This window comes from Ktedonospora formicarum, assembly GCF_016587355.1.
In the GTDB taxonomy this organism is placed as follows: domain Bacteria; phylum Chloroflexota; class Ktedonobacteria; order Ktedonobacterales; family Ktedonobacteraceae; genus Ktedonobacter; species Ktedonobacter formicarum.
In genome coordinates, this window is the sequence record NZ_BNJF01000002.1 from 1,260,544 (window position 1) to 1,286,523 (window position 25,980).

Consider the following 25,980-nt stretch of genomic DNA (forward strand, 5'->3'; position numbering starts at 1 on the left):
ACACTGGTGATAGATGATTGGTTATCTCATACGACATCAGTGAAGAGAAGCGATAGAGATGAAGAAAGCGTTAGAGAGAAATGAGAAGAAGCGCTTTCCAGGCATCGATATTCGGAATTATATATCGTGGCTCATTCCTCTCAAGCATGCCTGGGGGGAACGCTACGGATTGATAGAACGCAACTAGCTCCGATCCAAGGCTTCTATAGTATGCTGGGCTTTGCGCTTCCCTTGGTCATCGGTGTGGCGACAGGCCATGTCGCTGAAGGTGTAGCGATGGCTGGTGGTGCGATTGGAATTGGCTCGGTAGGATTGAACGCGACCTCATCAGCGCGTGTGCGCGCAATGCTCCTGGCGTGCGTAGGTGTAGCGGTATCGGCCTTTGTCGGAAGCGCAACCAGTCGAATTGACTGGCTTGCCATTCTGGTCGCGGGCATCTGGGGGGTGGGAGTTGGAATGCTTGTTCCGCTTGGCAAATATGCTACACCTATAGGCTTGCAAGCTGCTGCGGCCCTGATAGTGCTTTCACATTTCTCACTTGATCCCCTGCACGCGGCTCTCCAGGCGTTTCTGATTTTCGCGGGAGCACTTTTGCAAACTGGCTTGATATGGCTGGTATCGCGTGGGTATGTCACAACGATTGAGCGAATAACGCTTGCACAAGCCTACGAGATACTTGCGGAGCATGTGCATGGCTCAGTTGAAGGGGTTAGGCCAGTGGGAGAAGCACTACTTAATGCGTATGAGATGCTAGCTGAGAGTAGTATGCCTGAGCGACCCTGGAAGGTATTTCATGCCTTATTAGAAGAAGCCGAACGCATACGCCTTCTGGAAATCGCTATTTTCCAACTTCGGCTGAATATTGAACATCAGTTAGGTAAGGATGCAAAATATATTTATGAGCTGGATCAAGTGCTAGAGGCAGCCGCTACCGAACTGCGCCTGATTGCTTATGATTTGAAACCCTCATCTCCTTTTGTTCGCCCAGTTCAATCTCCATATATTCAATTTAAGCTTGCGTTGCATACTATACGCAATTTAGAGAAGCCACCGGAGAGCGAACAGACTTTACAGCAACTAATTTCCTATTGTGACAAGTTGCGTAGCACTTTGCATCATGCGAAAAAACTGGCTCGCTCCTGGAGTTATAAGCAACTTCGACATGTGACGTCCATTCCAGGAGGATCGCGGGCCACTCAGCAGAGCCATCTTCAATGGCATAACGCCTTCACGACTCTGCGTGCTAATCTGAGCCTACAATCGGCAGCCTTTCGGCACGCGATTCGTCTAGGGATCGCCCTGGCGCTATCAACCGCGTTCTATCGCCTTGGCCCTCTGCCTATAGAGCGTGGTTACTGGATACCATTGACAGCCCTCGTGGTACTCAGGCCAGATTTCACAAACACTTTTGCGCGAGGTTTGGCACGCACACTGGGTACATTCCTGGGTGTTGGATTGACAACTATCCTGGTTGGGCTCCTAATGCCCACACACTGGTGGCTGGTGATACTAGATGCGGTAATGGCTTACCTAGCATTCGCTTTTCTCTTTGCTAACTATGCTCTCTTTTCAGTATTTATGACCTCGTCGATAGTCTTTCTGCTCACTCTTGTGATTCCCAATCCGCTGTTGACCGCCGTTGATCGCATGGTGGATACGCTCATTGGTGGGGCGCTGGCTTTACTTATTTATGCCCTGTGGCCTACGTGGGAGCAGGTGCATGTCTCACATAACATTGCTGAGCGAATGCGAACCTTGCGTGATTTCGGCGCTGCCATTTTACAAGCATATGTTAACCCGGGCTCCTATGATGAGTTCGCGCTCTATACATTGTTGCTAAAAACGCGTCTGGCCCTCTCAAACGCCGAGGCATCGGTGACGCGTTCTCTTCAGGAACCAGCACAACATCAATTTGATGCCGACCTTGGTCAGGGATTGCTAGAGTCTAGTAGAGCCATTATGCGGAGTTTATTAGCCATAGAGTCCTACCTTTTGGATAGACCAAATCATAAAGGGTTGCCTCATATCTCTACGTTTTGTACGCATTTTTGCATGGCGATGAGTGATATTGCTGTCGCGATTGGGGGGCATGGAATCGCGAAGGAATTACCCAATTTTCAGAAGGATCTTCGCTCCCTTGACTGTTTGGCAAAGAATCAGGTCTACTCATCTGAATTTCCGATGCTAGACGCCTTAGTAGTGGAAGCCAAAGCCATTGTAAGGCATATAATCTATATGCATCAACTGCTCATTGCCAGGCGTGAGCATGATAAGATAGTCCCACACCTGGCACGAGAAAGTGTTTCCTGAGACTAAGAAACAAAGATAGGTGTTGGTAACGAGTGTTCCTCAGTGCTAACGAGTAGCTTTGATTGGCTCGACGATCTCTTCAACTAGACGATGTACGATTCCCTGCGAGAAAGGTGGGCGTAGACCGAGGATAAAGTGGCTCGCGCCTGCCTCAATAAAAGTCTCGATGAGTGTTCGTGCCTCGCCTAAGTTCTCGGGATTGATAGGAACCTGAATGGAGCGTGCAATTTCTCTGGAATCACGACCGATGGCGGCACAGTGTTCGTCCAGCACTGCGCTCTTATGCTTGAAAGTCTCAATATCGTTGCCTGTCATGTTCCAGATATCCGCGTATTGCGCGACATAGCGCAGGGTCAGTTGTTCGCCGCCACCACCAATTACAAAGGGCGGGTATGGCTTTTGGATGGGTTTCGGCTCGCAATAGGCTTCGTTGATTTGGTAATAGCGCCCCTCAAAAGTGGGGGCCTTTTCGGTCCACATGCGGCGAATGATCTCGCATGCTTCTCCCATGCGGCGAATGCGCTCACCTGGCTTGTAGAGCGGAATACCATAGGATGAGTGTTCGCGCTCGTTCCAGCCCGCTCCAATTCCGAAGTCTAAGCGTCCGCCCGAGATAACGTCAACAGTTGCGCCGATATTGGCAAGCACGGCGGGATGGCGATAGGTATTGCCAGTCACCATCAAGCCAACGCGGATGCGCCTGGTGAGCGCGGCGAAGGCGGAGAGGAGCGACCAGCCCTCCAGACAGGGGCCGGTATAGTCACCAACGATAGGCATGAAGTGATCAAAGAGCCAGGCATGTTCAAGGGTTGGCTCTTCGTCGGCTGCCTGCCAGATCGTGAGCATATCTTCATAGGTCGTATGCTGGGGTGCAGTTTTGATTCCAAAGCTCAGTGTGTGGGTCGTTGTCATGTGACCATCCTTTCTCTCCCTATATCATATTGCACCGGGCTTTGGAACTGCAACTATCTCGGCCTCTATTATTAGGAAGGCGGATATATTGAGCGCTATCTGGTTGAAATAGATAGGTAATATAAGCGAAAATAAATATGAAGAATGATTGAAGAAAAGAAGCGTATCTGAAATATATGTTTAGGCGAGCTGTGTCTTTGTCTGGAGAGTAGGAAAGGTGTTTGGTATGAAAGCTGTTGAGCCGATCATTGTGGTTGATCTATTTGAGCCACTGCTTGAGCATCTGTTGAACCTCCTTTTGGGTCTCGATGAGCAGGATTGGAAACGCGAGACGCCATGTGCCGGGTGGTCTGTGAAGGATATTGTTCTCCATTTGCTAGGAGATGATATTGGTAAGCTCTCAGGTGGAAGAGATAAAGATACCTCCTCTTTCTTGCCTCCTGGTCCAGATCTGGTAAGCCGCATTAACGCGCAAAATCAGATCTGGGTTGAAGCGACACGAAGGATGAGCCCGCATTTACTTTGTAATTTGCTAGAACACACAGGGCAACAGATTATCAGCTACTTCAAAAGCCTTTCTCTTATGGAGATGAACGGTGTCGTCAGTTGGGCTGGCCCAAATCGGGCACCGGTCTGGCTCGATGTAGCGCGTGAGTACACTGAACGCTGGCATCACCAGCAACATATCCGTGAGGCTGTTGGGCAACCGGAACTCACTGAGCCCACATTGTTTACCCCTGTCCTAGATACCTTTGTGCGTGCCTTACCCTGGACATTTCATGTTGTCGAAGCAGCCGAAGGAACAACGGTCGCTTTATGTGTAGAGGGTGAGGCAGGTAAACAGTGGTATCTCGTGCGGCAGGAGGGGAAGTGGTCTCTGTTTACTGAATGTGATTTTGCTCCTGTGACATTGGTGACGATGAAGCAGGAGATTGCATGGCGACTCTTTACAAAAGGTATAGCGAAAGAGCGAGCCATGAAAGAGGCAACTATTGAGGGGAACAAGGCTTACGCTGAGGTACTGTTTCAGACTGTGGCGATCATTGCGTAGGACCACTGGTCGAGAGGAGATCGCAAGCATAAGTAGAGCATTGGATGCGGCCCGAGCGGGAGGCACAATAAATAGTACGAAGGATATACATATATGAAATAGTACTACAGGGGTATATGATTTAGATCAGTGAGTATACTAATCTTATAGAGCAGTTGACGCTCTATTTAAGGTTGAAAAAACAAAGAGATATAAAGCCGTTATTTAGTAAGCATGGACAGAAGTACTGGATAATGGCGAAGGAGTTGGAACATGGAATGGGAAATGATGAAGAACGACGAACGTATCGCACAGGAACCCCAGACTGAGATGAAGGAATTGGATGACGCTGAGTTGGAAGGTATACAGGGTGGTTTCGCTGGTCTTCCCATCCAGCTTCCTCTAATTGATCAGCTGCTCGGCGGCCTTTTCGGTGGTCCAGCATTAGGTGGTGGTAGCCAACAGTAGGCACCAATCCTCTCAAGGCGTTCAAATCTGAAACGCGTCTAATTTAAAGACAAGCTCTCCGGCCACATTGGTTGGAGAGCTTGTCTTTCTTTGGCATAAGTGGAGGTGATATTTTGCCATAAACAGGTTATCTATAACGGTTGGGCAGATACGTAGGGTGGCAGGCATAACACAGGCTGAATTGTTATGTTTACATGTGGAAGGTTTATGACCTCTGATTATCGTTGAAAGAATTTGTGAATTTGGCTGCTTATTGGTCTAGTTGTCTTGACAACAGGGCTGTATGGTTTTATGCTTATATATGAGGACTTCAGGTAGAAGTTATCACTGCATGCTTATTGCTAAGTGGCATGCGAGACACATGATAGGTTGTATTTCGTTTGAAGGACATGAGCTTGCCACATTTCAGAGATGTATGTTGAGCTCATTGCCGCAGCAAATTATTGCAAGGAGAGCGAACTATGCTGCGTTCCTATCGTTCCGTCATACTTATGACCTCTATTATTGTCGTCGTAATGAGTTGCGCTGGCTATCTCGTCTTCTCTGGCTGGTCAGGGCATGTATTTGCCGCTGATAGTAACCTGGTTACTAATCCTGGTCTTGAGACTGGCAATCTTAGCGGCTGGAACTGTGACACGGGTGATAGCGTGGTTGGTAGTCCGGTACATAGTGGCACACATGCGCTACAACTCACTCCCAGCAGTTCAACAACGGGTCAGTGTACGCAGACAATCAGTGTAAAGCCCAGTACCGCTTATACTCTGAGCGCGTACGTTAATGGTCCCTATGCGTATCTTGGTGCTAATGGATATAGTGCTAACTGGACGAGTAGCAGTAGCTATACTCTGCTAACGTATCAGTTTACTACGACAGCTTCTACAACCAGCGTGACTATCTATATTCATGGCTGGTATGCTCAAGGGAATGTCTTCGTCGATGATATCTCTTTGGTTGGTCCCGCTGGTACAAGTACGCCAACCCCAACTACACCCCCAAACACACCTACAGCAACACCTACGACGGTACCTACAATGACACCTACACCATGCACAACGTGCGGCGGGAGCCTGCCCAGGCATATCCTGACTGGCTATTGGCAGGACTTTGTGAATGGTGCTACGCCCCTGCGACTGAGCGCCGTCAATTCGAATTATGATCTGATTGCTGTGGCCTTCGCGAATGCCGATCCAGGCAGACCCGGTGCAGTGACATTTAGTGTAGATTCGGGCCTCTCAGCCGCTCTAAATGGGTATAGCGCCGCTCAGTTCACCAGCGATATTGCCTCGTTACATGCTCAGGGCAAGAAGGTCATCATCTCGGTTGGTGGTCAGAATGGTACCGTGAGCGTCAATGATGCCACCAGCGCGACCAATTTCGCCAATAGCGTCTACAGCTTGATTCAGACATATGGCTTTGATGGTGTTGATATTGATTTCGAGAATGGGCTGAATCCAACCTATATGGCGAATGCGCTACGTCAGTTGTCATCAAGAGTGGGTTCCAGTCTGATTATCACTCTGGCACCACAGACGCTTGATATGCAGTCGACGGGCGCTGGATACTTCCAGCTAGCTTTGAATATTAAAGACATCCTGACGGTTGTCAACACTCAGTACTATAACTCCGGTTCAATGCTCGGGTGTGATGGCAAAGTGTACTCGCAGGGAAACGTCGACTTTATCACGGCCCTGGCTTGCATTCAATTGCAAGGCGGTCTACGCGCTGATCAGGTTGGCATTGGCCTTCCCGCATCTACATCTGCCGCAGGGAGCGGATACGTCTCGCCTTCGGTAGTCAACGCAGCGTTGGACTGCCTGACGAGAGGTACGAACTGTGGCAGCTTCAGACCATCGACTACCTATCCAGCCCTACGTGGGGCAATGGATTGGTCAATTAGCTGGGATGCTTCCAATGGCTACAACTTTGCCAACAACGTCAAGCCTCATCTGAACTCCCTTCCATAGCTGGTAAGAGCAAGCATGGGATATGCTTGCTCTCTTAACTCTCGCGCGCGGAGCTTGCCATACTGGTGGGCTCCTGCGCAGCCTTCTTGCTTATACGCATATCGCTCAAAGCTACGATGCATCCACCTCCAAGCATGATGCCACCACCGAGCAATTGAAGCGGGGAGAGGGTATCACCAAGGATAAAGATGGCAGAGAGCGTCGAAAAGATCGGCGTTGTCTGCATGATGGTCGCGGACTCCCAGGCATGCAAATATTTGAGTCCTGCTTGCTGTGTAATGTAGGCAATGCAGAAGTTCGACACGATATAGAGAGGCATAAGCCAGAAGAGGAAATTTGGCGTAGAGTTCGGTATGACGTTTGGCTGCGTGAGTAACAGTGGCATGGTAACCAGGGCACTGATGAGAAGCTTCCACGTTGTAAGTGGTAGTGCGTCAATTTTATTAACTAGCTGCTTTGCTGGAACAAGGGCGTAGCCGAAGCCAATGCACCCCAGAATTACCAGAGCATCCCCAAGCGTAAAGGCGCTCCAGAAAGAGTTGTGTAGATCCTTCATAATTACGAAAAGACCCCCAACGAGCAGGAGCAGCATTCCAGCAACCTGCTTCCAGCTTAGATGCTCGCGTAGGAAGATAACCGCGAAGATAGTGGCCATAACGCCTTGAAGCTGAATCAGGAATCCCGCCTTGATCGCGCTAGTCAGTCCCAGGCCATAGATGATGCAACAGGCAGGCAGGGCTGTACCGAAGATTGAAAGCAGGATGATATTTCTCCAGTCGCGCCGTGCTAAGGGTTGCCAGAGCCGGATTCTGCGCCAGGCAAGAAATGCGAGTAGTAGTAGCCCTCCGATCAGAAAGTTCAGACTAGCTACCAGAAAGGGATTGAGCGCGGAAGATGCCATCTTGCCCAGAACCGCGCCCAGACCAAATGCGCTGGATGTGAGAAGCGTGAGCAGATACCCTCGGGTTTTCAACGTAGAAATCCTTTCAAAACTGGTATTGAATACTATCCATCAAAAAGCGATGCCTTGTAGGCAGTGAGTGAGCATTTGGGCATATAGGCAAGCATAGGTCCCACTTCCTATGGTAAGTCATACGTATGACGTATGTCAATATGTGCATGTTAATAGTGCCCGAGGTCCGCGAAGTGGGCAGATTGAAGTAGTGAAGTGAGAAGTAGATAGCCCCGGAAGCTTGTAGCGTATTCTGTACGTCTTCCGAGAGTGCATGTTACAATATAAGGCGGAGATTATACCTGTATTTTGCTACATCAAAGGAGCAACGTATGTCAGGGAATGAGGAGAACCGAGAGAAGAAAGAGTATGCCATTAATGTAGTTGGGGAAGGGATTGCGCTTGGTCCGATGCATTTAGATATTGTGCCACTTATGTACAAATGGATAAATGATTTTGAGGTTTCGTTACTCTCTGGTGACCCCTTAATTCCTAGATCTCTAGAAGCGGTGAAAGCCGATGTAGAGCAAGATCTAAGGGATGACCAGCATCATAGGATTGGCTTTATTATTTATGAGCGTGTCGGTATGCGCATGATAGGTATAACCGAATTACGGCATCTCGACCATATACATCGTAAGGCTACCTTTGGTATTCTTATAGGCATGAAGGATTGTTGGCATAAAGGCTATGGCACTGAGGCGACACGGTTGATGCTCGATTATGGCTTTACGGTCCTTGGCTTGCATAATATCGAGCTGCGTACATATAGTTATAACACGGCTGCGCAGAGAGCATATACCAAGGCTGGATTCCGGGTGGTTGGCACAAGGCATGAGGCATGTTGCTGGGGCGGACAGTTTTATGACGAAATCATCATGGAGTGTCTCTCAAATGATTTCAAGCGGATCAACGAGCCAATCATCCGCGTGCCAAATAGCAGCCTATAGATAGTCAGAGCCGCTATAGCTGTGTTGAGAACAATTGAGCTGTGAGGCGTTGCTTCAAGCGCAATGTTTACATATGAAGTAGCTTGAGATTTCCAACTACATTCTAATGGGACATGCTCAAAGCTAGAAAGGCTCTGTTGCTGGCATATGTCAACAACAGAGCCTTTCTTCTCTTACGTTCTCTCGCTACTATTCATTAAACCAGGCAGCTGCGACTGCACGTTCGCGCTCGTTGGGCGTATAAGCGACAACGGCACTTTGGCGCTCGTTAAGGCGTACGACCCACATGTCATTAGAGAGCGCGCGTAATTTCTCCGCACGAACTGATGAAACACGTTCAGGGGATTGGCCGTAGTAGGCACAGGCCGCTTGGATGACCTCTACTGGAGGTTGGGCAGAGGGGCGCTTAAAGAGAGCAATGAGACTCATGATGTTTCCTTTCGCTTGTGTTCAAGAGAAGGTAACACCAAGGACCGTCCTTGATCTGTGAGCTACGATGTTCTATAACTTGATGTTCCTGATGTTCTGTTCGTTATTACCAGTACTTGATACTTCCCCCGCTCCGAACCGGCTCATTCCGGCTTTGCTCTCTACGTGGATACGAGTTGACAAACCAAGCCTCTTTCCAGGTGGAAAACTTAACGTATTTTTCCACTCACATTACTAAACGGACAACTTGCTTGATAGTCACACTTTTTAGTGTATATGTTACACTTTCATAAAACGAAAGGATTTGTTATGTTAGCAGGAGACCGAACCTTGCTTCGACAACATATCGAAGCTGTATGGCATATCAAACTCCCAATCATAAATCGGAGTGATGTTGAAGTTTTGCGAGAGGGTCCACAGCCACCCTGGAAGCTTTGTACTGCTGAACTTGCTGGAGAACGCGTGAATATCTGGAGAGCGGATGTTGCCGCACATGAGCAAAGAGATTTGCTCATGCGAGTAAATGAGGCGCTAGCGCTTCCTCCTACAGCGGAGACTACCCCAGATATCAGTCGGGAGGTGGCTTTGCACCAGATCGCGTTACCAATCCTGCCACTGACTACTGCTCAACAGATCGTGCGCCCGCTCACAGCGGATGATGAAGAATTAGTTGAAGCTTTTGAGGCTGGCTCTGTAGAATACTACTTTCACCCAGCCAGAAGACCACTTCTAGGTGTTGTTGTGGAGGGACGCCTGTTGAGTATTGCGCACAGCTCGCGTCGAACCACTGAGGCCTGTGAGCTGGGGATTGAGACACAACCAGATGCCCGTCGCCGTGGGTATGCTCTGGCGGCGACCGTGGCATGGGCCGCTTCCGTGGCTCAGGAAGGGCTCGTCCCGTTCTATAGCGCGTTAAGCTCGAATGTTGCGTCGCTTAAACTGGCGGAAGCGGCTGGTTACCGTGTCTTTGCGCGCGCCGCTAACATTCGAGGCTAATGCTTTGGTGCCATCAGGCCAGGGGGCGAGTCTTGCTTATACTGGCTAGAATGTGTTGAGATGGATCGTTCGTTGGCGAGGGCCATCCAGTTCGACCAGAATGACACTCTGCCAGGTACCGAGCATAAGTTGACGGTCAGAGTAAGGTATGACAAGTGAGGGGCCGATGATGGTCGAGAGGATGTGATCCGGAGTATGATGTGGATCGTGTGGATGTCTGTATGAAAGATGTGGAAGTAGGTTGCGTAGGGCATCGAGGAGATCGAGATCGGTGCCGGGATCAAGGTCCGCAGTCGTGAGCGAGCAGGTAGTATGGGCTACAAAGAGTAAGCAGAGCCCATCCTCTTTCTCTTCATCACGGAGAAACTGTTCGACAGTATTGGTGATGTCGATGATTTGATCTTTCTTCTTTGTACTGATCGTAAAGGTCTTCACGCCAATCCTCCAGGAAGGTCTTATGCGAAAACTAACGCCACCTGATCGGCGGCTAGCGCTGACACGCTCAGGTTTTCTTGTAATGAGAAGGTCTTATGCGAAAACCTGAGCGCGTCAGCGGCGTTGGTTTTTCCGTATAAGGGAAAAATATAATTACAGGGCAATTGGTCTAATCCTAGCACGATTGCTCTGATGAAAAGGTTTTATAGGCTTATTGAAGGGTGAATCCGCCATCCAATATGATATCGTTGCCAACGACGAATGAGGCTTCGGGAGAGCTCAGCCAGAGAACGGTATTAGCGACCTCTTCTGGTTGAGCGATGCGCCCGATGGGAAGTGTTGCCGCAACTCTTTGATCTCTTGCCTCATCTGTCTCTGAAGGTCGCTTCGACATGGGGGCGTTGACCGCTCCCGGACTGACGGAGTTGATGCGAATGCCAGAAGCAATATAGTCAAGAGCAGCGGCCTTTGTCAAGGTTTGTACGCCAGCTTTGGCGACGGCATAGGCTCCGAGCATAGACCGCGTAGCATGTACGCCAATGTTTGACCCCATGTTGACAATCACGCCTTCTCCCTGACTTAGCATCTGCTGGATTTCATATTTCATGCTCAGCCAGGTTCCTTTGAGGTTGCCTGCGATAGTTTTGTCCCATTCATCTTCGCTCAATGCGGCAACTGGCCCACTTGTACCTATTATGCCTGCGTTATTAAAGGCCACATCGAGTCGCCCATAGCGTGCGATTATCTCGTCCAGTAAGTGAGCCACTTCTGCTTCCATCGTGACATCGGTTGCGATGAAACTGGCTTGTGCACCCTCGGCTCTGAGGGAAGAGATCGCCTGTTCACCTTCTTTGAGGCGGCGACCTGCAATAATCACTTTCGCTCCTTCACGCGCGAAAGCTCTGGCTGTTGTCAGGCCAATTCCGGTACTCCCCCCCGTAATCAGGACAACTTTATTCATAAATCTCTGCATAGCATCTCTCTTCGTAAATATAAGTTAACGTGATAATCCAATAAAATTTGGAATGATGGCATCATACTCCAAATTTATTTGTAATGTCAAGCCGATTATGCTATACTGTTTGCTATGGAAGATCAACAATACTTGGCGAGAGTCGCGGCGGCGCTCAGTGATCCATTGCGCTTGCAAATCCTGAGCATTCTCGCGAAGGGGCGTGATGAATCATGTACCTCGACGCCTCATCCTGAGCTACCGGAAGCCCTCTGCCCCTATATTGATGTGCAACCGAAGCTTGGAAATATCGCTACGTCGAAACTTTCCTACCACCTCAAAGAATTGCGTGATGCCGGGCTGTTGGAGGAGCGTCGCCTGGGCAAACAGGTATTCTATCTCATCAAGCAGGAGACGTTGAAGCGCTTTCTTGAGCGTGTACAGAAAACTTTCCTTACCCCCTCCACTTCGTAACCCCCTTTCTGGCATACTTTGGTGAAGTTCTGCCCTATTAGCGTGTGCGTTTAGCCTGAGACTGCCTGAAAGTACAATAAGTACTGGCCTTATGGGCATTTTATCTTCCTGAATGCTTGCTATATAATAAGGTCCACAAAGATACGATTCGCACCTATGGAGGTTGGAATATGGAACATTGGATTTGCGCCACTTGTGGAACACAGTATCCTGAGAGCGAGCAGGCTCCCAAGGAATGCCCGATTTGTTTGGATCAGCGTCAATACATTGGACACCAGGGACAGAAGTGGACAACGTTGACTGCGATGCAGACGGAGGGCTATCACAATGTCTTTAAAGAGCATGAACCTGGACTGATTGGTATTGGGACTGAGCCGTCGTTCGCGATTGGGCAGCGAGCGTTACTGGTACAGACAGAGCAGGGAAACATTCTCTGGGATTGTATCACTTTGTTTGACGAAGAGACCCGCAGAGAAATCGAACGCCTTGGAGGGCTGCGAGCCATTGCGATCTCGCATCCACACTATTACTCAGCCATGGTCGAGTGGGCGCGCGCTTTTGATGTACCGGTCTATCTGCATGAAGATGATAAGCAGTGGGTATCGCGTCCCGATGAGCACTTGCGCTTCTGGTCTGGTGAGACACTCCAGTTGACCGATGATGTGACGGTACAGCGCTTGGGTGGGCATTATCCAGGAAGTAGTGTGCTGCACTGGAGCAAGGGAGCAGAGGGTAAAGGTGTGTTATTGACTGGGGATACGATTAGTGTAGTCGCGGACCGCAATTGGGTGACGTTTATGTATAGTTATCCAAACTCTATACCACTGCCAGCAGCAACAGTACGCTCTATTGCTGAGACGGCTGTCCGCTATCCCTTTGAGCGCCTGTACGCAGCCTGGTTCCAGACGATTGTTCCGCGCGATGCGCGAAACGCTGTCATACGCTCGGCAGACCGTTATGTGCGGGCTTTAGAGGGCCATTTCCCGGCATAGTTCCTGTTCTTAGGAAAGGAATTGCCCAGAAACGCCTCCAGCTTGCCAGCGCCGTACAGTAGTAATCATTTCTTCCAGGTCATCGAGCATACGCCCCAGGTCAAGCAACAGAGAGCTACGTACAACCACGCGATACGATGGATGCGTGGATTCCGGTTTGGCTTGTTGCTTGACGGAGGTCTCTTCGCGGTCTTTTAGAAGCGCGGCCTCTTCTTCTGTGAGCCGTTTCTGGGCCTGTTCCAGTTGCGCGAGCACTCTATTCTCGTCGTGGATCTCTAGTTTGTAGTTCATACCAGAGGTCGTGAGTGACACCTGCTGCACTCGTTTGCCTACAAAATCTAGCATCTCACCCATAATGCGAAGTAGCTCTGCATAGCGTTTGGCCCAGGCATAGAACGTACACATTTCCTCCCATGAATTGCCGGTCTCACTTACGGTCCAGGCGATTCGCTCCATCTGACGCGTCAGTTTTTCCAACATCTCTAGCATGTGAGGTTGGCCCTCCACAATACCTTGTAGAGATCTTCCCCAGGGGTTAAAGCGTAAATTTTCTCGGCCCAACGCAAGATCACGCTCACTGGCACGTACTTTGCGCTCGACCGCGTGCATATGCTCATAGATTGCTAACTGGCGCGACGATGCGACTGAGCCTGCAACGGTATCTGCCAGGGTTGGTAGCGTCTGGGCTACCTCTTGTAACAGGTTCGCTAGCGTCTTCTGGGCTTTGTGCGCATAGGTTGGCGGCGATAGCAGAATACTGAATGCTATACCGATGACACCACCTATCAGCGCGCCAAGTAAGCGCAAGAGCGGGTAACTCTCTTCCCCCACTCCCACGACCAGGCCCAGCAGCGCGCTGATGGGGATTTGCGTCGCCATGTAGGCTCCCTGCTTCTGAATGCAAATCCCTATGATGCTGGCAGCGAAGACTACACAAAAGATCGTCCAGACCTGTAGTCCCAGGTAATGGACGATGCCAATAGAAATGCTAATACCGATAATTACACCGAGTACCCGTTCGATACTTTTTTGAATGGTTTGCCAGCCAGTGACCTGAAGCACGATAACCGCTGAGACAGCAGCGAGCGCAGCCGCCTCAGTTCCCGCCAGGAGAAAGGCAACTTGCCATGAGACTGCGGCTGCCAATGTTTTTTGCAATGCCGCGAGGCCAAGCAGGCCAGCTTTGCGCCATTTCAGATTATGTTGGATAGTCCATGGTAACGTTCTCATGCCCTGTTCTTTGCTGCTTTATTAGTCTATGTATATCTAGCATAGCCACATCCGCAAACCCCACCTCATGGCAGTAAGAGTGTTCCCTTATTCCAAGTGCTCAGTCACATTCGCGATTAGGATGAGGCATATTCTGATAGCGTGTTGGGGGGCGGAGACGCTTAAAGCCAGTGACCGTAAAGTAGCTGAGAGCTGCGAGCGCTGAGATATAAAAGCCAACGGGCCAGTGTCCAAGTAATCCAAGCAGCAAGCCAATCCAGGTGAAGGCTAGCCCCAGAAGCAGCGTGAGCCAGAGCGCGACCAGGGGACGATTGGTTAGCTGGCGCGCGATAGCTGCCGGTACGATCAGAAGCGCGAAGACTAGCAGTACTCCCACGACCTGCACCGCCTCAGTGACAGTGACGGCAATCAAAAGCAGGAAGATGACGGAGAGTAGGCGCACAGGGATGCCGCGCGCCTGTGCTACTTCTGGATCAATAGAACTAAATAGCAGGGGACGGAAGATGAGAGCTAGCACGCCAATGACGATCAGGCCAACGATGAGCGTGACAAGCATGTCATTATGCGAAACGCTCCATAGCGAACCGAAGAGTACGCCAACTGTTTGTGTCGCATATTGGGTATAGATATTGAGAAAGAGGACACCTAGCCCAAGAGCGAACGAGAGCACTATTCCAGTCTCGATATCTCGCCCCTGTAGGCGTTTATCCAGAGCACCCATACCCAACGCGGCGAGTAGCGTTAGCGCGAACATTCCTGTTAATGAACTCAGGCCAAGAAGCGCCGCGCCCGTCGCCCCTGCGAAACCAACATGTGAGAGAGCATGTCCGGCGAAGGCTTGTGAGCGCAAGACCACAAAGTAGCCCACGATAGCGGTCACGATGGCAACCATGGTGCCAGCCAGAAAGGCATTACGCACGAATTCCTGATTCTGATAGAGTTGAAATAGTTCGAGTAATGTTGACATTATCTAGTCTCTCCCTCGTCTTCTAGCGCGAGGGCACGCTAATTTTCATATCTTCGGGCACACTTTGGGCGCTCCGCTCTTGTGCCAGATTTTCCGATAACTCGCGCCCCTTCTTTCCTAGCCAGAGAGGAGAGAGCAGGCGTACCGGGAGGTAGATGACGAAGGCCAGTGCCGTTATAAAGAAGCTAACTGGTAACAAGGTGTTAGCCGCCAGAAAGATTGCCAACCAGGTATAGGCGATGCTTAGTGCGATGGAGAGGATGAGAGTCTTGCCAGGGGAGTGAACGATGCGCATAGCAGTCGCGGCTGGTCCAACCAGAAGTGTAAAGATCAGTAGAATTCCCACAACCTGCACCGAGATAGAGATCGTAATCGCGACAATTATCAGGAAGAGGATACCTAGCAGGCGTACGGGTACTCCTCGGGTATGGGCCACTTCGGGGTCACATGAGCTAAAGAGCAAGGGACGGAATAAGAAGGCAATCACTCCCAGGCAGAGAACACAGAAGATCACATTTACCATCACATCGAAGTGGCTGATTCCTAGAATAGTTCCAAAGAGGATGCTATATGCTCGCTCAGCATAGCCTTTGTAGATTGAGAGGAAGAGAATGCCCAGCGATAATGCGAAGGTCATGATTACGCCAATAGCGACGTCGCTTTCGCGGACTTCTTTGCTAATTAAGCCGATACCGATACCGGAACCAACCGTAAAGGCGAGCAAGCCGAACACAGGGTCCACACCAAGCAGGACAGCCCCCGCAGCGCCAGCGAATCCAATGTGTGAGAGGGCATGGCCTGAAAAGGTCAGGCCACGTAGCACCAGGAAATAGCCAACGACAGCGGCTATGATCGCGACGCACGTCCCGGCGAAGAACGCGTTCTGTATAAAGGGGTACATAAGAATGTCAAACATGCTTGCGATGAGGCCCTTTCCTTGCCAACCAGTGCTAAACTGTGATCCTTGCGTGATTCCATAAATTGATACTTTGTATCGTTTGTCACAGCATAGCATAAGCGCGAAAACCCTGTCAAATAATGGTACAACGTCTCAATCGCCCAGACGGGGCGTGCTACTCGTCCTCGCGATAAAACCACAAGCTATTATCTACTTTGCTGCTCGAATGAGCACATTCTTGTCACTCTTATTGACACATGCTCGCAACCGGTACCTGTTACGCTTGACAAATGATGAGAGCGATCAGGCCGCAAACGTGTAAGAGTGTTGCCAGAGGAGGCATAAGGCTCCGTCTGGTGAGGTCGCTCCCAAGATTGGATAAATAGGAGAAGGTAGAAAATGCGACATGTTTTGCCAGGGACGACAAAGCGTGGAATACGGCTCCTTGTGCTTTCAGCACTCCTGATGGCTGTATTTGCGTTGTTCCCACATACGGTGCGTGCGGCTGAAGTCTATTTCAGTGATGGTTTTGAGAGTGGCGATACCAGTAAATGGACGTTTAATAACAGCGACATGAATGGTCAGGCCACAGTTCAGACGCAGGTGGCACACACAGGTACACACGCCCTTGCCCTGACCAACACCTTTAATCCCGGTCAGATAAGTTATGTGTATACGGCCCTTTCTGGCCCACAAACGAAAGCCTATACCCGTTTCTATGTGCGTTACTCAACTTTTGATGGACTCTCCAGTGGCACTGAACTGGCGATTGGTCGTAACAATAACGATAGTAGCGTCTGGGGTGTCGACTTTGACCGTGATGTGCATGGCCTGGATGTCTATTTCTGGGATAATCAGGGGCAAGTGCATAGTTTCATTAGCCCGTCAAATCTTTTGAAAGTCAACACATGGTATTGTGTCGAGGTCTATGTCAATTCTGTAACGAATGGACATGGTGAGGTCTGGGTTAATGGTACCTCCATTGGCTCAGTCGATGCTAACATGTCAAATGCTAACCCATACTCGCGGTTGATGTTCTTCGACAAGGTTGCTACCACAACCTATATTGATGATGTTGTGGTCTCTGACACCTACAATGGTCCTACCAATGCTGGACCCGATGTCAACTTTGCTCCCAGTAGCGTGGATTTTGACGAGTTAGGTGTGAATAGCACCGCTTCGCGTACTGTTACTTTATCAAATACTGGAGCCTCCGCACTTGGGATTAGTAATATCAGTATAAGCGGTACGAATGCGAGCGATTTCGCACAAACAAATACCTGTGGCAGCTCGCTTGCCAGTGGTGGATCGTGTACGATCACGGTAAGTTTCCATCCTCCCGCGACTGGGAGTAGGAGCGCATCGCTCAATATCGCGACCAGTGCCAGTGGTACTCCCTACTCGATACCGCTCAGTGGTATCGGCGTGACGCAGGTGAGCTACTTCCAGGACAATTTTGAAACCGGCAACTTCACGAAGTGGACATTCACGAACGCCGATAGTACGGGGCAAGCCAGTGTACAGACGAGTGTGACACATGGTGGCACGAATGCTGCTGCCTTTATCAATAGTGCCAACCAGTACAGCTACATCTACACTACTATGCCCTCAGGCCCGGTCACACAGAGTTTCACGCGTCTCTACTTCCGCATCAGTGATACCTCGATTGGCACTGACATCGCGCTTGGACGCAATAACAACGGTAACAATGCCTGGGAGATTGTCTACAACTCGGGGACAAAAGGGCTTGATGCCTTCATCTGGGGCAATAATGGTCAGATCTATACGCTTTCGTCGCCTGCAAACGGCATCCAGGCTAACACCTGGTATAGCGTTGAGATAGCTCTGAATCAGGTTACAAGCGGTCACGCTGAGTTGTGGCTGAATGGGACCTCTGTGGGGGCGGTCGACAATGATCTCTCGACTACGCAGCACTACTCGCGCTTGATGGTGCTCAATACCTCCACCAATCATCTCTATATTGATGATATCAATGTCAGCGCTAGCTACAATGGCCCAATAAGCTAATCTCTCCAGTAGACTAGCTGTTACTCTTCCTCACTAAGGGGTGGGAGCGTTCTCTGCGATCGTGTGCGCATGGACCTCCCACCCTTATCTTGCCTGCTTGAAGTGGCGCTAGATGATTATTCCGAGAGGAGAGCCATCTTTGTGAGAGGCTGCCTCCCCATTCGTTCAGTCTCGCTGTCCCGTTTATGCTATACTAAGCGAGGATCAATAGAGGATGACAAATGGTATCGCCGCACCCAGCCCTCTCGAAAAAGAAACTCGATTGCGCGGAGATAGAAGAAAGGTAGTTTAGATGTATACCCAACTTCCACAGACAAGCGAAGAGTTTGAAAGTCTTCGCTGGGCCGATATAGAGCCCTGGTATCAGGAGCTTACCTCAACTGACCTCTCAACAGAAACCCTAGCACCCTGGCTTGCTCAATGGTCTCAATTAGGTGCGCTTGTTGATGAGACCAGGACGCGGAATGAGATTGAGTGCACACGGAACACGGCGGATCAAGAGCGGGCTGAGCGCCAGCAGCGCTTTCTAAATGAGGTGAACGCCCCGGCACAGCCGTATGAGCAGCAACTCAAGCAGAAGCTACTGGAGAGTGGCCTGGAAGTTGAGAATTTCGTGGGCCCTATGCGCAATTTGCGTGCGGAGGCCTCTATTTTTAATGAGGCAAACCTTCCTCTCCTAAACGAGGAGCAAAGTTTGGCGACGGAGTATCTTCGTGTCAAAGGTGAGCAGACAGTGCAATGGGAAGGGGAGGAGAAAAGCGCTGCTTCATTACACCCTGTCCTGCTTGAACATGATCGGGACAGGCGAGAGCAAGCCTGGCGTACTGTGAGCGAGCGCCAGATTGCTGATCGAGAGACGCTGAATACTCTCTGGACCAAGAATTTCCAGCTTCGCCAGGAGATTGCGCGCAATGCTGGATATGAAAATTACCGCGATTATCGCTGGCTTCAGGTCCATCGCTTCGACTACACACCTGAAGATTGCAAGGCTTTCCTGGCTGCGATTGAGCAAGTTATTGTACCAGCAGCTAGTAAGCTATGGGAGAAGCGCAGGCAGAAATTGGGTGTCGAAACGATTCGGCCCTGGGATACCAATGTCAATCCATACGAAGAGGTCGCTCCTCGTCTAGTGACGGACATTGATGAGATGTTGCGACAGTTTCAAAAGTTGTTCCAGCATATCGATCCAGAGCTTGGCTCGTACTTTGAGACGATGATTCAGGAACAGCTCTTTGACCTGGATGATCGTCCATCTAAGGCTCCTGGAGGCTACAACCTGCCCTATGAAGTTAAGCGATTACCCTTCATCTTTGGGCGTGTGACTTCTCTGACAGATGCTATTGATCTGATCTGCCACGAAGCAGGTCATGCCTTCCATGTCTTTGAGATGCGTCAGCTTCCATACCTGGAACAGCACAGAGAACATTCACTTCCGGCAGAGTTTGCTGAGGTTGCTTCAACAAGTATGGAGTTTATTGGCTCCATGCATCTACCAGATGCCGGTATCGCTACGCTCGAGGAGACGGCACTTCTTCGCAGAGCTCACCTTGAGCATATGATTTTGTGGCTCCTTCCTAGCGTGGCGCGCGGTGATGCCTTCCAGCATTGGGCTTATGAGAACCCTGAGCTAGCGCAAGATCCCGCACAGTGCGATCAGAAGTGGCAGGAGTTGACTCAGCGCTTTTTGCCCGAAGTTGATTGGAGTGGCCTCGACGCAGTTCTCAAAACAGGTTGGCAGAATATTCTGCACTTCCATTGCTATCCCTTCTACTATGTGGAATATGGTTTTGCGGCCCTTGGCGCGATCCAGGTTTGGGCTAACTATCTGAAAGATCCACAGGCTGCTATACAACAATATCGCCATGCGCTCTCGCTTGGTGCTACGAGAACCATCCCAGAACTGTTCGCGGCTGCCGGAGCACAGTTCGCGTTTGATGCGGAGGCCGTGCAATCGGCGCTAGATCTTCTATTGCAGAACCTCGAAGAGCTAGAAGCAACGGCAAGCCCGCAGTAAGTTTTATTTGCTGTTGCTTTTAGTATAGCTTTTGCGTCCTGTGTGATGTTGAGAGAGGGTAAGTATCAGATTTGATTTGGTACTTGCCTTCTCTTATGGTATTTTGGGTGCATAAAGATCTTATGCGGAAACCAGCGCTGCTAGTCGCGGCTAGCGCAAAGCGCTCAGGGTTCCTTATAAGGAGAAGATACCAGAGAATAGGAAATACTACCGACTACATGAGCACACCTTCGCCAACAACTATGGAAAGTACCAGTACAACTCTGGTACTGTTGCCCCTGACGCGTCAGCGTAAGTATCTGTATTTCGCGTTGATGATCCTGGCGACGCTGATCTGGGGAAGCACGTTCCTGATAGTTCAGGAGACGATCAAGCTTACAGGAGTCATGACGTTCCTGGCTCTGCGTTTTAGCATTGGTGCTCTGGCGCTTATCGTGATTTTTCACAGGCGTTTGCGCAAGCTGACACGCTATGAATTCTTTGCTGGTAGCCTGATTGGGCTCTTTCTATTTGCTGGCTATGTTCTACAGACGGCGGGATTGCGCTACACGACATCCAGCGAAGCCGCTTTCATTACCGGACTGTACGTTCCGTTTGTGACGCTGCTATCCCTTTTTATCTTGCGTCAGGTTCCAACTCGCCTGGCAGTTTTAGGCGTGGTTCTTTCCTTTGTGGGGCTAACGCTGTTATCCACAAACAAAGAACTGGCGCTTACCTTTGGCATTGGGGAGTTGCTAATGCTTGGCTGTGCTGTAGCCAATGCCTTGCATATCGTATCTGTCAGCAAATTTGCGCCCAAGGCTGACCCGATGAATCTGGCTACTGTGCAAGTGGCGCTGACTGCTTTGCTCAGTGCCCTCGCGATTCCTATTGCTGGTGAGCCGCTCGTTATGCCAACGCTTCCGGTCTGGCTCTCGGCACTCTTTATGGGGGTCATGGCTACAGCTTTCTGTTTGGCGCTTATGAACAGGGTACAGCAGTCGGTTAGTAGTACGCAGGCGACGTTAATCTATGCTTTGGAGCCAGTCTGGGCGGGCGTTTTCGGCTATGCTGTTGGCGAATCGCTCACACCGCTTGGTTGGATTGGATGTGCCTGTATTTTCCTGGGTATGGTGATAGGCGAGCTACGTCTCTGGCCTCGGCGCAAGCGCGAACAAATTGTTTGAAAAGTATTGCAACTCACAATGAATGGAGCTTCCTCGCATGAGGAAGCTCCATTCATTGTGAGTCTTAATTGACAGAGGGAAGGGGAGTAGTAGCGGGACGTAGGCGCCAAACAAACCATGCTATGCCTACGCCGAGTAGTGTGCTTATGCATAAAGCTATAATTGAGCCCAACAGGTCCGGCTTGAGTACCATCAGGTAGATAATGCCAATGGCGAGGCCGTTCATGCCCAGTATTGAGGACCAGAGCAGTGGATCACGACTTTGACGTGCCAGCGCATCGGGGATAGGTCCATCGGAGGCTACCAGTGAGGCTTTATGAATAGCCCTGAGACGGCGGGTATTGATTAACGGTCCCAACCCACTTAATACAAGCAGAGCCACCACCGAGGCGTTGATCCATGCCGTTGACCAACCCCAGGTGTTAAATGTCAGGTGCATACCTGGGAGGAGCGTGAGGAGAAAGGAGATGATAAAAATCCGTATCAAGACCTTATGCGAGCTGCACCACACTCTTACCTGTTCAACAGTGCGTGCGTGAACAATGCCTATCAAGCTGGCTGTTTGCAGGCTAATGGCGATGAACAACCCCACTACGCCAACAATGTGTAAAAATAATGGATACGAATACGATGCCATCAATACAACACTCCTTTTTAAAGCCGCTAAGGTATAATAAACTACTCTCCTTCCATAATAATGACTTACTGCATGAAGGCATCGAAATATATGCCATTAGGTATTCGATAGGAAGAGGCTTCTCAAGTGCGCAAAAGCGCCAGGGTCATAGCCAGTTTTGTTCAGCCGTGACTCTGGCGCCTGTTACATTTCTATAGAGGCTATGAGCGTCGTCTAACGATCATTTTGATGGGATGATCAGGGCGTAGGGTCAGCGATTTTCCTGGGTCTGGTGTGATCTTCTGGTTGGGGACCAGTTCAAAGGTGACACGCTGTGCGATGGTTGCTAGTAGCAATTGTCCTTCCATCATGGAGAAATGATTGCCAATACAGATGCGGGGGCCAGCCCCAAAGGGAAGGTATGCATAGCGAGGCAGTTGCTTCTCGCGTTCGGGCGTGAAGCGCTCAGGTTGGAAGGCTTCTGGCTGCGGGAAGAAGTCCGAGCGGTAATGCATTATGTATGGCGCGATAATGGCTACGTCGCCCTTATGTAGCTGGTACCCATTTATGTCCAGATCTTTGAGGGCCGCGCGGGCTATCGCGTACGCAGGAGGATACATACGTAGCGTTTCTTTGAAAACCTGGAGACAATAGGGGAGATTTGGCAAATCGGCGTAGGTAGGTAGACGACCCTGGAGGATGGTATCAACCTCCTGCTGTAATGTGCGGTACGTTTCTGGATGTTGGGCCAGTAAAAACCAGGCCCAGGTAAGGGCTGTCGCTGTGGTTTCATGCCCGGCCCCAAAGAGGGTCAGACATTCGTCAATGATCTGCTCATCATTCATTGGTTCACCATCATCATCGCGCGCATTGAGCAGAATAGAGAGGAAGTCATTGCGCTCTGCTGTGCTACTTTGTCTTTCAGAGATCATCTGCTGAATGCGGTTCCTGAGCAGCGCAATGGCCTGGCGCGTGCGATTATTCTTTGGTGTAGGCCAGGAGTAAGGAACTGGGATTATACGTGCCAGACGATCCCCTATGAAGCTTAGTGTTGTCTCCATGGCTGACCCCAGGTCGCTTGTTTCTGAGAATACATCGGCGTCAAAGAGGACCTTTCCAATGATACTCATAGTGGTCGCGATCATCTCATTGTCGATAAGAATGACCTCGCCATCGCGCCATCCGCTCTGGATCTCCTCGCCATAGAAGGCCATCGTATCCGCGTAGCTCGCAATGTGTCGTGGCTGGAAGGAAGGGGCCATCAATTTACGCTGGCGACGATGGAAGTCTCCTTCGCTAATGAAGATGCCATTGCCTATAACTGGGCGAAAGACATTATGTGTTGACTCGCCTTTGTCGAAATCATATGCGTGCTCAACCAGAATGCTGTGCACATGATGAGGGGCGCTAAACGTTGGAAGAGCATAAGGCCCCATATGGAAACCACCAACCTCTCCCAACTCCTGCCAGATGCGCATGAGTATCTGCAAACGGTCCTTCTGGTAGGCGAAAAGACTACCAACAAGTGGTGGCTCTTTGATAAAAGGTATAGGCTTGGCTGTCGCTGTTTCAGGCCCTTCTGTATTGATTTCTGTTACCATAGCGTTCTTTGCCTCATAACCTGATGTGATATTCGAGAGGGCTCTCGGCAATCAAGTTACTCACTAGGATTGTTTTAACTTTTTGTCTCTTCCATTTAATCACACAAAGAAGGCTATGACCTCCATCGCAGGAGGGGTTGTAAGGTGGATTCTTTTCTCCATTTCGCCATTAATAGGGAAGAAGTTACAGAAAGCATGAACTTTTGTGTAACTTCTCCCTGCCTGCCCGGTATTGCTCAGCGATACTTGAGTTCGCCTGCACGAATAGGAACTGTGAGGCGATTTTCCATTGGTGCGAGGGGGCAAACCCAGGCATCATTATAGGCGCAAGAGGGGTTATAGGCGTAGTTGAAGTCAAGGATGATGGTATTCTTTCCGTCTTCTCCTGCTGGAATTGGGGTGCTACCCTTTACTGTATCAAAGAGATAGCGACCTCCGCCGTAAGCTTCCTGAGGACAGGTTGTATCGCGGAAAGGTAGAAAGAGACCGCCACCATAGACGTCAAGCCAGTAGAGATCAAGAGATGCTTCTTCCCCTTCAACCGTGAAATGTACACGACCTACTGTGGCCATCTCCATACTTTCTGTGCTATTCATTGCGGTTGACTGCCGTTGAGGCTCTACATTGGTCTCAATCTCGACGGCAAAGCGTAGTGCTGGATTATAGGGAAAATAAGGTAATGCTGTGAACGTGCGACGCTGCTCCTCGGTGAGGGCGGATTGGGAGTGTTGCGCGAAGAGGGTATCTCGCCTCATGCAAAAGCGCTTCCAGATTGCTTCGCTATCCTTACCTGCTAGTATGGCGTGGTCGCGTTCGCGATAAAGCGCGAAGACTTGTTGCCGATAGTCATAAAGTTCTAAATAGGTAGACATTCCAAACTCGACTTTCTGTATGTGTGTAAAGCATTGAATAACTTGAGTATACAACGAGATCTATGTTTGGTTGCTTGCAAAGAGAACTAACGCGCGAGCCATGCACCCATCATCTTTGATAGGTCCTATGCTCGCACCTGCTTCTCGGCTAAACACCAATGTTAGTCCCTCTAAAATCTGCCATCCTCGTACAGGCGAATAGGATGAATAATCGCGCTTCTTGTGGCTGGTGGACGCCCTTCATGACTGGCCTCGCAGCAGAGCGCGAGGCTCATGAGGTAGTCGTCATGACCATCGGCCTCGGAGACATACATGTTCATTAGCCCCTCCGCTGGAACATTATAGCGAGCATGATGTAGCTGATGCCAGCATTGGCTATAGCTGGCGTGGGGGGCTCCCTCCTGACGATAAATGCTGATGCGTCCGGCGTTGACGAGGTTTAGGAGGTGAAAGGTGAGCTGTGACTTGCTGGCGCGAGTGAAATGGAAAGGGCGGACAAGCTCTGGTCCAAAGCGCTCGGTAAGCATGGAAGCCAGCCCTTCACCAAGGCCAGTTTTGTCAACGACAAGTCGTCGCAGGCCCCAGTCGGCGATGATGTGTTTCACCGAGGCATATTGATCGGTATACTTCATGCCAGTCCAGGCATAGTGATGTACAATGCGTAGCTCAGGAAGATCGAGTTCGTTAAGGGTAATGTGAGCGATAGTAAGGACGGTGCTGTCGTGCTTGTGGGCGGGAAGCCCCATCTGTGGACGCTGCTCACCCGCCACGTCTAGCCCAGCAACATAGAAACCCTCCTCATGATTAGGTGTGTTTTCCCAGGAGTGATCGCCTTGAAGGAGATCTGTTTGTAGTTCGTTGAAGAGGTAACCTGAACCGAGAATGGAGAGCAGGCGATACTGAGTACGCACGCTTACATGGTCTTCACCCAGACGGGCGATTTCACTTTCGACGTAGTGTTTATAGTTGGCATTGATGGCAGCCAGGGTGCGCCAGTCAAATTCGAAGTGGCGTTGGCGATTGTCCTGGTATTGAAGTTCCAGGTTATGTGCGCGAGCGCGAGCGAGTAGAGTGTCCTCGGACCAGGCGGTGCCATAGAGGACAGTGGTAGCATTGGTCGTGCTAGCCATTGGTCTGAGATCAGTATCATACTTGTCAGGATCTACATTTTGTGCTTCATCGATTTCGAGAAGCAACGACGCGGTCGCGCCGACAATATTGGCGCCCGGACCTGCTGAGAAAAACATGACTCGTGGACCTGATTGATACGCGACTTGCTCGCGCTCCGGAGCAAGTCCAATAATGTAGCCAAAGTGTTTCCAGACGCGCTCGCGAGTTAGCTCAGCTTCGAGGAGGCTCAGGAGGCGCTGGCGGCTATTAATGGTCTGTGGCTTATAAGTTGGGGCAGCCTTAATGATGCAACCTTCTGGCATACAGAAGAGTAGGTAGGCTTCCAGGGCGGCGCTAAGCTGGTTTTTTCCCATTTGACGCGCGAACATAACGGTAAAGGTGTCGCCTCGTCCGGTGAGGACGCTGTCGAGAATAGCGTCGCCTACAAGTTCCTGGTAGGGGTAGAGCGGTCGGCCCAGGATTTCGCGAGCGAACCAGCCCAATCCAGGACGTTCGGGGCAGGCGGGCAGAATGATTGGTGACTGGTTTGACCGTTTTGATCTCCGCATCGACATTTCCTCCTCCTCTTCTTCACATGTGCGAAAATGACCAGT

23 protein-coding genes are annotated in these 25,980 nt (G+C 50.3%); 11 read left to right on the forward strand and 12 right to left on the reverse strand.

Annotated elements, in window-relative coordinates; translation table 11 throughout:
* The first annotated feature begins 126 nt into the window (after positions 1-126).
* Positions 127-2,310 carry an FUSC family protein gene (locus tag K3T82_RS24310; protein WP_220196144.1) on the forward strand — a complete coding sequence of 728 codons (2,184 nt, stop codon included), beginning with the start codon at positions 127-129 and terminating at the stop codon, positions 2,308-2,310.
* Positions 2,311-2,355: 45 nt separating this feature from the next.
* On the opposite strand, the gene K3T82_RS24315 is transcribed toward K3T82_RS24310, so the two are convergent.
* The gene (locus tag K3T82_RS24315) at positions 2,356-3,222 is read right to left on the reverse strand and encodes an LLM class F420-dependent oxidoreductase (protein ID WP_220196145.1); all 867 of its coding nucleotides are present in this window, start codon (positions 3,220-3,222) and stop codon (positions 2,356-2,358) included.
* 226 nt (positions 3,223-3,448) lie between these two features.
* On the opposite strand from K3T82_RS24315, the gene K3T82_RS24320 reads away from it, so the two are divergent.
* From K3T82_RS24320 to K3T82_RS24330, 3 genes are all read left to right on the forward strand, one after another.
* Positions 3,449-4,273, forward strand: a complete 825-nt coding sequence (locus tag K3T82_RS24320) for a maleylpyruvate isomerase family mycothiol-dependent enzyme (RefSeq protein ID WP_220196146.1) — start codon at positions 3,449-3,451, stop codon at positions 4,271-4,273.
* A gap of 252 nt (positions 4,274-4,525) precedes the next feature.
* A complete protein-coding gene (locus K3T82_RS24325) occupies positions 4,526-4,720 on the forward strand; it encodes a hypothetical protein (protein ID WP_220196147.1) in 195 nt (64 codons plus the stop codon).
* 461 nt (positions 4,721-5,181) lie between these two features.
* Entirely contained in the window at positions 5,182-6,684 is a 1,503-nt protein-coding gene (locus K3T82_RS24330) for a chitinase (protein ID WP_220196148.1), read from the forward strand.
* Positions 6,685-6,718: 34 nt separating this feature from the next.
* On the opposite strand, the gene K3T82_RS24335 is transcribed toward K3T82_RS24330, so the two are convergent.
* Positions 6,719-7,657 carry a DMT family transporter gene (locus tag K3T82_RS24335; protein ID WP_220196149.1) on the reverse strand — a complete coding sequence of 313 codons (939 nt, stop codon included), beginning with the start codon at positions 7,655-7,657 and terminating at the stop codon, positions 6,719-6,721.
* Positions 7,658-7,968: 311 nt separating this feature from the next.
* On the opposite strand from K3T82_RS24335, the gene K3T82_RS24340 reads away from it, so the two are divergent.
* Entirely contained in the window at positions 7,969-8,586 is a 618-nt protein-coding gene (locus K3T82_RS24340) for a GNAT family N-acetyltransferase (RefSeq protein ID WP_220196150.1), read from the forward strand.
* Between the two features lie 189 nt (positions 8,587-8,775).
* Here K3T82_RS24340 and K3T82_RS24345 read toward each other — a convergent pair whose 3' ends face one another.
* Positions 8,776-9,015, reverse strand: a complete 240-nt coding sequence (locus K3T82_RS24345) for a hypothetical protein (protein ID WP_220196151.1) — start codon at positions 9,013-9,015, stop codon at positions 8,776-8,778.
* 309 nt (positions 9,016-9,324) lie between these two features.
* Between K3T82_RS24345 and K3T82_RS24350 the strand changes: the two genes are divergently transcribed.
* A complete protein-coding gene (locus K3T82_RS24350) occupies positions 9,325-10,011 on the forward strand; it encodes a GNAT family N-acetyltransferase (protein WP_220196152.1) in 687 nt (228 codons plus the stop codon).
* 45 nt (positions 10,012-10,056) lie between these two features.
* Here the strand turns inward: K3T82_RS24350 and K3T82_RS24355 are convergent, their stop codons facing one another.
* The gene (locus K3T82_RS24355; RefSeq protein WP_220196153.1) at positions 10,057-10,446 is read right to left on the reverse strand and encodes a secondary thiamine-phosphate synthase enzyme YjbQ; all 390 of its coding nucleotides are present in this window, start codon (positions 10,444-10,446) and stop codon (positions 10,057-10,059) included.
* A gap of 211 nt (positions 10,447-10,657) precedes the next feature.
* The gene (locus K3T82_RS24360; RefSeq protein ID WP_220196154.1) at positions 10,658-11,419 is read right to left on the reverse strand and encodes a glucose 1-dehydrogenase; all 762 of its coding nucleotides are present in this window, start codon (positions 11,417-11,419) and stop codon (positions 10,658-10,660) included.
* A gap of 114 nt (positions 11,420-11,533) precedes the next feature.
* On the opposite strand from K3T82_RS24360, the gene K3T82_RS24365 reads away from it, so the two are divergent.
* Positions 11,534-11,872, forward strand: coding sequence for an ArsR/SmtB family transcription factor (locus tag K3T82_RS24365; protein ID WP_220196155.1), 339 nt, complete (start codon positions 11,534-11,536; stop codon positions 11,870-11,872).
* Between the two features lie 170 nt (positions 11,873-12,042).
* Positions 12,043-12,864, forward strand: a complete 822-nt coding sequence (locus K3T82_RS24370) for an MBL fold metallo-hydrolase (RefSeq protein ID WP_220196156.1) — start codon at positions 12,043-12,045, stop codon at positions 12,862-12,864.
* A 9-nt stretch (positions 12,865-12,873) separates the two neighbouring features.
* Here the strand turns inward: K3T82_RS24370 and K3T82_RS24375 are convergent, their stop codons facing one another.
* The 3 genes from K3T82_RS24375 to K3T82_RS24385 all read right to left on the reverse strand — a co-directional run bounded on the left by K3T82_RS24375 (position 12,874) and on the right by K3T82_RS24385 (position 15,977).
* Positions 12,874-14,094 carry an FUSC family protein gene (locus tag K3T82_RS24375; protein WP_220196157.1) on the reverse strand — a complete coding sequence of 407 codons (1,221 nt, stop codon included), beginning with the start codon at positions 14,092-14,094 and terminating at the stop codon, positions 12,874-12,876.
* Positions 14,095-14,194: 100 nt separating this feature from the next.
* Complete coding sequence (locus tag K3T82_RS24380) at positions 14,195-15,061, reverse strand: metal ABC transporter permease (RefSeq protein ID WP_220196158.1); 867 nt, start codon at positions 15,059-15,061, stop codon at positions 14,195-14,197.
* Between the two features lie 22 nt (positions 15,062-15,083).
* On the reverse strand, positions 15,084-15,977 hold the full coding sequence (locus K3T82_RS24385; RefSeq protein WP_236031481.1) for a metal ABC transporter permease: 894 nt from the start codon (positions 15,975-15,977) through the stop codon (positions 15,084-15,086).
* 381 nt (positions 15,978-16,358) lie between these two features.
* On the opposite strand from K3T82_RS24385, the gene K3T82_RS24390 reads away from it, so the two are divergent.
* The 3 genes from K3T82_RS24390 to K3T82_RS24400 all read left to right on the forward strand — a co-directional run bounded on the left by K3T82_RS24390 (position 16,359) and on the right by K3T82_RS24400 (position 21,167).
* Entirely contained in the window at positions 16,359-17,987 is a 1,629-nt protein-coding gene (locus tag K3T82_RS24390) for a choice-of-anchor D domain-containing protein (protein ID WP_220196160.1), read from the forward strand.
* Positions 17,988-18,279: 292 nt separating this feature from the next.
* Positions 18,280-20,001, forward strand: coding sequence for a M3 family oligoendopeptidase (locus tag K3T82_RS24395; protein WP_220196161.1), 1,722 nt, complete (start codon positions 18,280-18,282; stop codon positions 19,999-20,001).
* Between the two features lie 218 nt (positions 20,002-20,219).
* Positions 20,220-21,167 (forward strand): DMT family transporter, encoded by a 948-nt coding sequence (locus K3T82_RS24400; RefSeq protein ID WP_220196162.1) that lies wholly within the window; start codon positions 20,220-20,222, stop codon positions 21,165-21,167.
* A 64-nt stretch (positions 21,168-21,231) separates the two neighbouring features.
* On the opposite strand, the gene K3T82_RS24405 is transcribed toward K3T82_RS24400, so the two are convergent.
* The 4 genes from K3T82_RS24405 to K3T82_RS24420 form a co-directional block, all read right to left on the reverse strand.
* Positions 21,232-21,804, reverse strand: a complete 573-nt coding sequence (locus K3T82_RS24405; RefSeq protein WP_220196163.1) for a hypothetical protein — start codon at positions 21,802-21,804, stop codon at positions 21,232-21,234.
* Between the two features lie 200 nt (positions 21,805-22,004).
* Positions 22,005-23,384 carry a cytochrome P450 gene (locus K3T82_RS24410; RefSeq protein WP_220196164.1) on the reverse strand — a complete coding sequence of 460 codons (1,380 nt, stop codon included), beginning with the start codon at positions 23,382-23,384 and terminating at the stop codon, positions 22,005-22,007.
* Between the two features lie 236 nt (positions 23,385-23,620).
* Entirely contained in the window at positions 23,621-24,256 is a 636-nt protein-coding gene (locus K3T82_RS24415; RefSeq protein ID WP_220196165.1) for a DUF1684 domain-containing protein, read from the reverse strand.
* A 170-nt stretch (positions 24,257-24,426) separates the two neighbouring features.
* Positions 24,427-25,935 carry a phage terminase large subunit family protein gene (locus K3T82_RS24420; RefSeq protein ID WP_220196166.1) on the reverse strand — a complete coding sequence of 503 codons (1,509 nt, stop codon included), beginning with the start codon at positions 25,933-25,935 and terminating at the stop codon, positions 24,427-24,429.
* Positions 25,936-25,980 lie beyond the last annotated feature (45 nt).

What these genes read in the sequence shown, in the direction of transcription:
- K3T82_RS24325 (WP_220196147.1), top strand. Translation starts at nt 4,526, where the DNA reads ATGGAATGGGAAATGATGAAGAACGACGAACGTATCGCACAGGAACCC.
- K3T82_RS24420 (WP_220196166.1), bottom strand. Translation starts at nt 25,935, where the DNA reads ATGCGGAGATCAAAACGGTCAAACCAGTCACCAATCATTCTGCCCGCC.
- K3T82_RS24315 (WP_220196145.1), bottom strand. Translation starts at nt 3,222, where the DNA reads ATGACAACGACCCACACACTGAGCTTTGGAATCAAAACTGCACCCCAG.
- K3T82_RS24320 (WP_220196146.1), top strand. Translation starts at nt 3,449, where the DNA reads ATGAAAGCTGTTGAGCCGATCATTGTGGTTGATCTATTTGAGCCACTG.
- K3T82_RS24410 (WP_220196164.1), bottom strand. Translation starts at nt 23,384, where the DNA reads ATGGTAACAGAAATCAATACAGAAGGGCCTGAAACAGCGACAGCCAAG.
- K3T82_RS24370 (WP_220196156.1), top strand. Translation starts at nt 12,043, where the DNA reads ATGGAACATTGGATTTGCGCCACTTGTGGAACACAGTATCCTGAGAGC.
- K3T82_RS24350 (WP_220196152.1), top strand. Translation starts at nt 9,325, where the DNA reads ATGTTAGCAGGAGACCGAACCTTGCTTCGACAACATATCGAAGCTGTA.
- K3T82_RS24390 (WP_220196160.1), top strand. Translation starts at nt 16,359, where the DNA reads ATGCGACATGTTTTGCCAGGGACGACAAAGCGTGGAATACGGCTCCTT.
- K3T82_RS24340 (WP_220196150.1), top strand. Translation starts at nt 7,969, where the DNA reads ATGTCAGGGAATGAGGAGAACCGAGAGAAGAAAGAGTATGCCATTAAT.
- K3T82_RS24380 (WP_220196158.1), bottom strand. Translation starts at nt 15,061, where the DNA reads ATGTCAACATTACTCGAACTATTTCAACTCTATCAGAATCAGGAATTC.
- K3T82_RS24345 (WP_220196151.1), bottom strand. Translation starts at nt 9,015, where the DNA reads ATGAGTCTCATTGCTCTCTTTAAGCGCCCCTCTGCCCAACCTCCAGTA.
- K3T82_RS24400 (WP_220196162.1), top strand. Translation starts at nt 20,220, where the DNA reads ATGAGCACACCTTCGCCAACAACTATGGAAAGTACCAGTACAACTCTG.
- K3T82_RS24415 (WP_220196165.1), bottom strand. Translation starts at nt 24,256, where the DNA reads ATGTCTACCTATTTAGAACTTTATGACTATCGGCAACAAGTCTTCGCG.
- K3T82_RS24330 (WP_220196148.1), top strand. Translation starts at nt 5,182, where the DNA reads ATGCTGCGTTCCTATCGTTCCGTCATACTTATGACCTCTATTATTGTC.
- K3T82_RS24405 (WP_220196163.1), bottom strand. Translation starts at nt 21,804, where the DNA reads ATGGCATCGTATTCGTATCCATTATTTTTACACATTGTTGGCGTAGTG.
- K3T82_RS24395 (WP_220196161.1), top strand. Translation starts at nt 18,280, where the DNA reads ATGTATACCCAACTTCCACAGACAAGCGAAGAGTTTGAAAGTCTTCGC.
- K3T82_RS24375 (WP_220196157.1), bottom strand. Translation starts at nt 14,094, where the DNA reads ATGAGAACGTTACCATGGACTATCCAACATAATCTGAAATGGCGCAAA.
- K3T82_RS24365 (WP_220196155.1), top strand. Translation starts at nt 11,534, where the DNA reads ATGGAAGATCAACAATACTTGGCGAGAGTCGCGGCGGCGCTCAGTGAT.
- K3T82_RS24360 (WP_220196154.1), bottom strand. Translation starts at nt 11,419, where the DNA reads ATGCAGAGATTTATGAATAAAGTTGTCCTGATTACGGGGGGGAGTACC.
- K3T82_RS24385 (WP_236031481.1), bottom strand. Translation starts at nt 15,977, where the DNA reads ATGTTTGACATTCTTATGTACCCCTTTATACAGAACGCGTTCTTCGCC.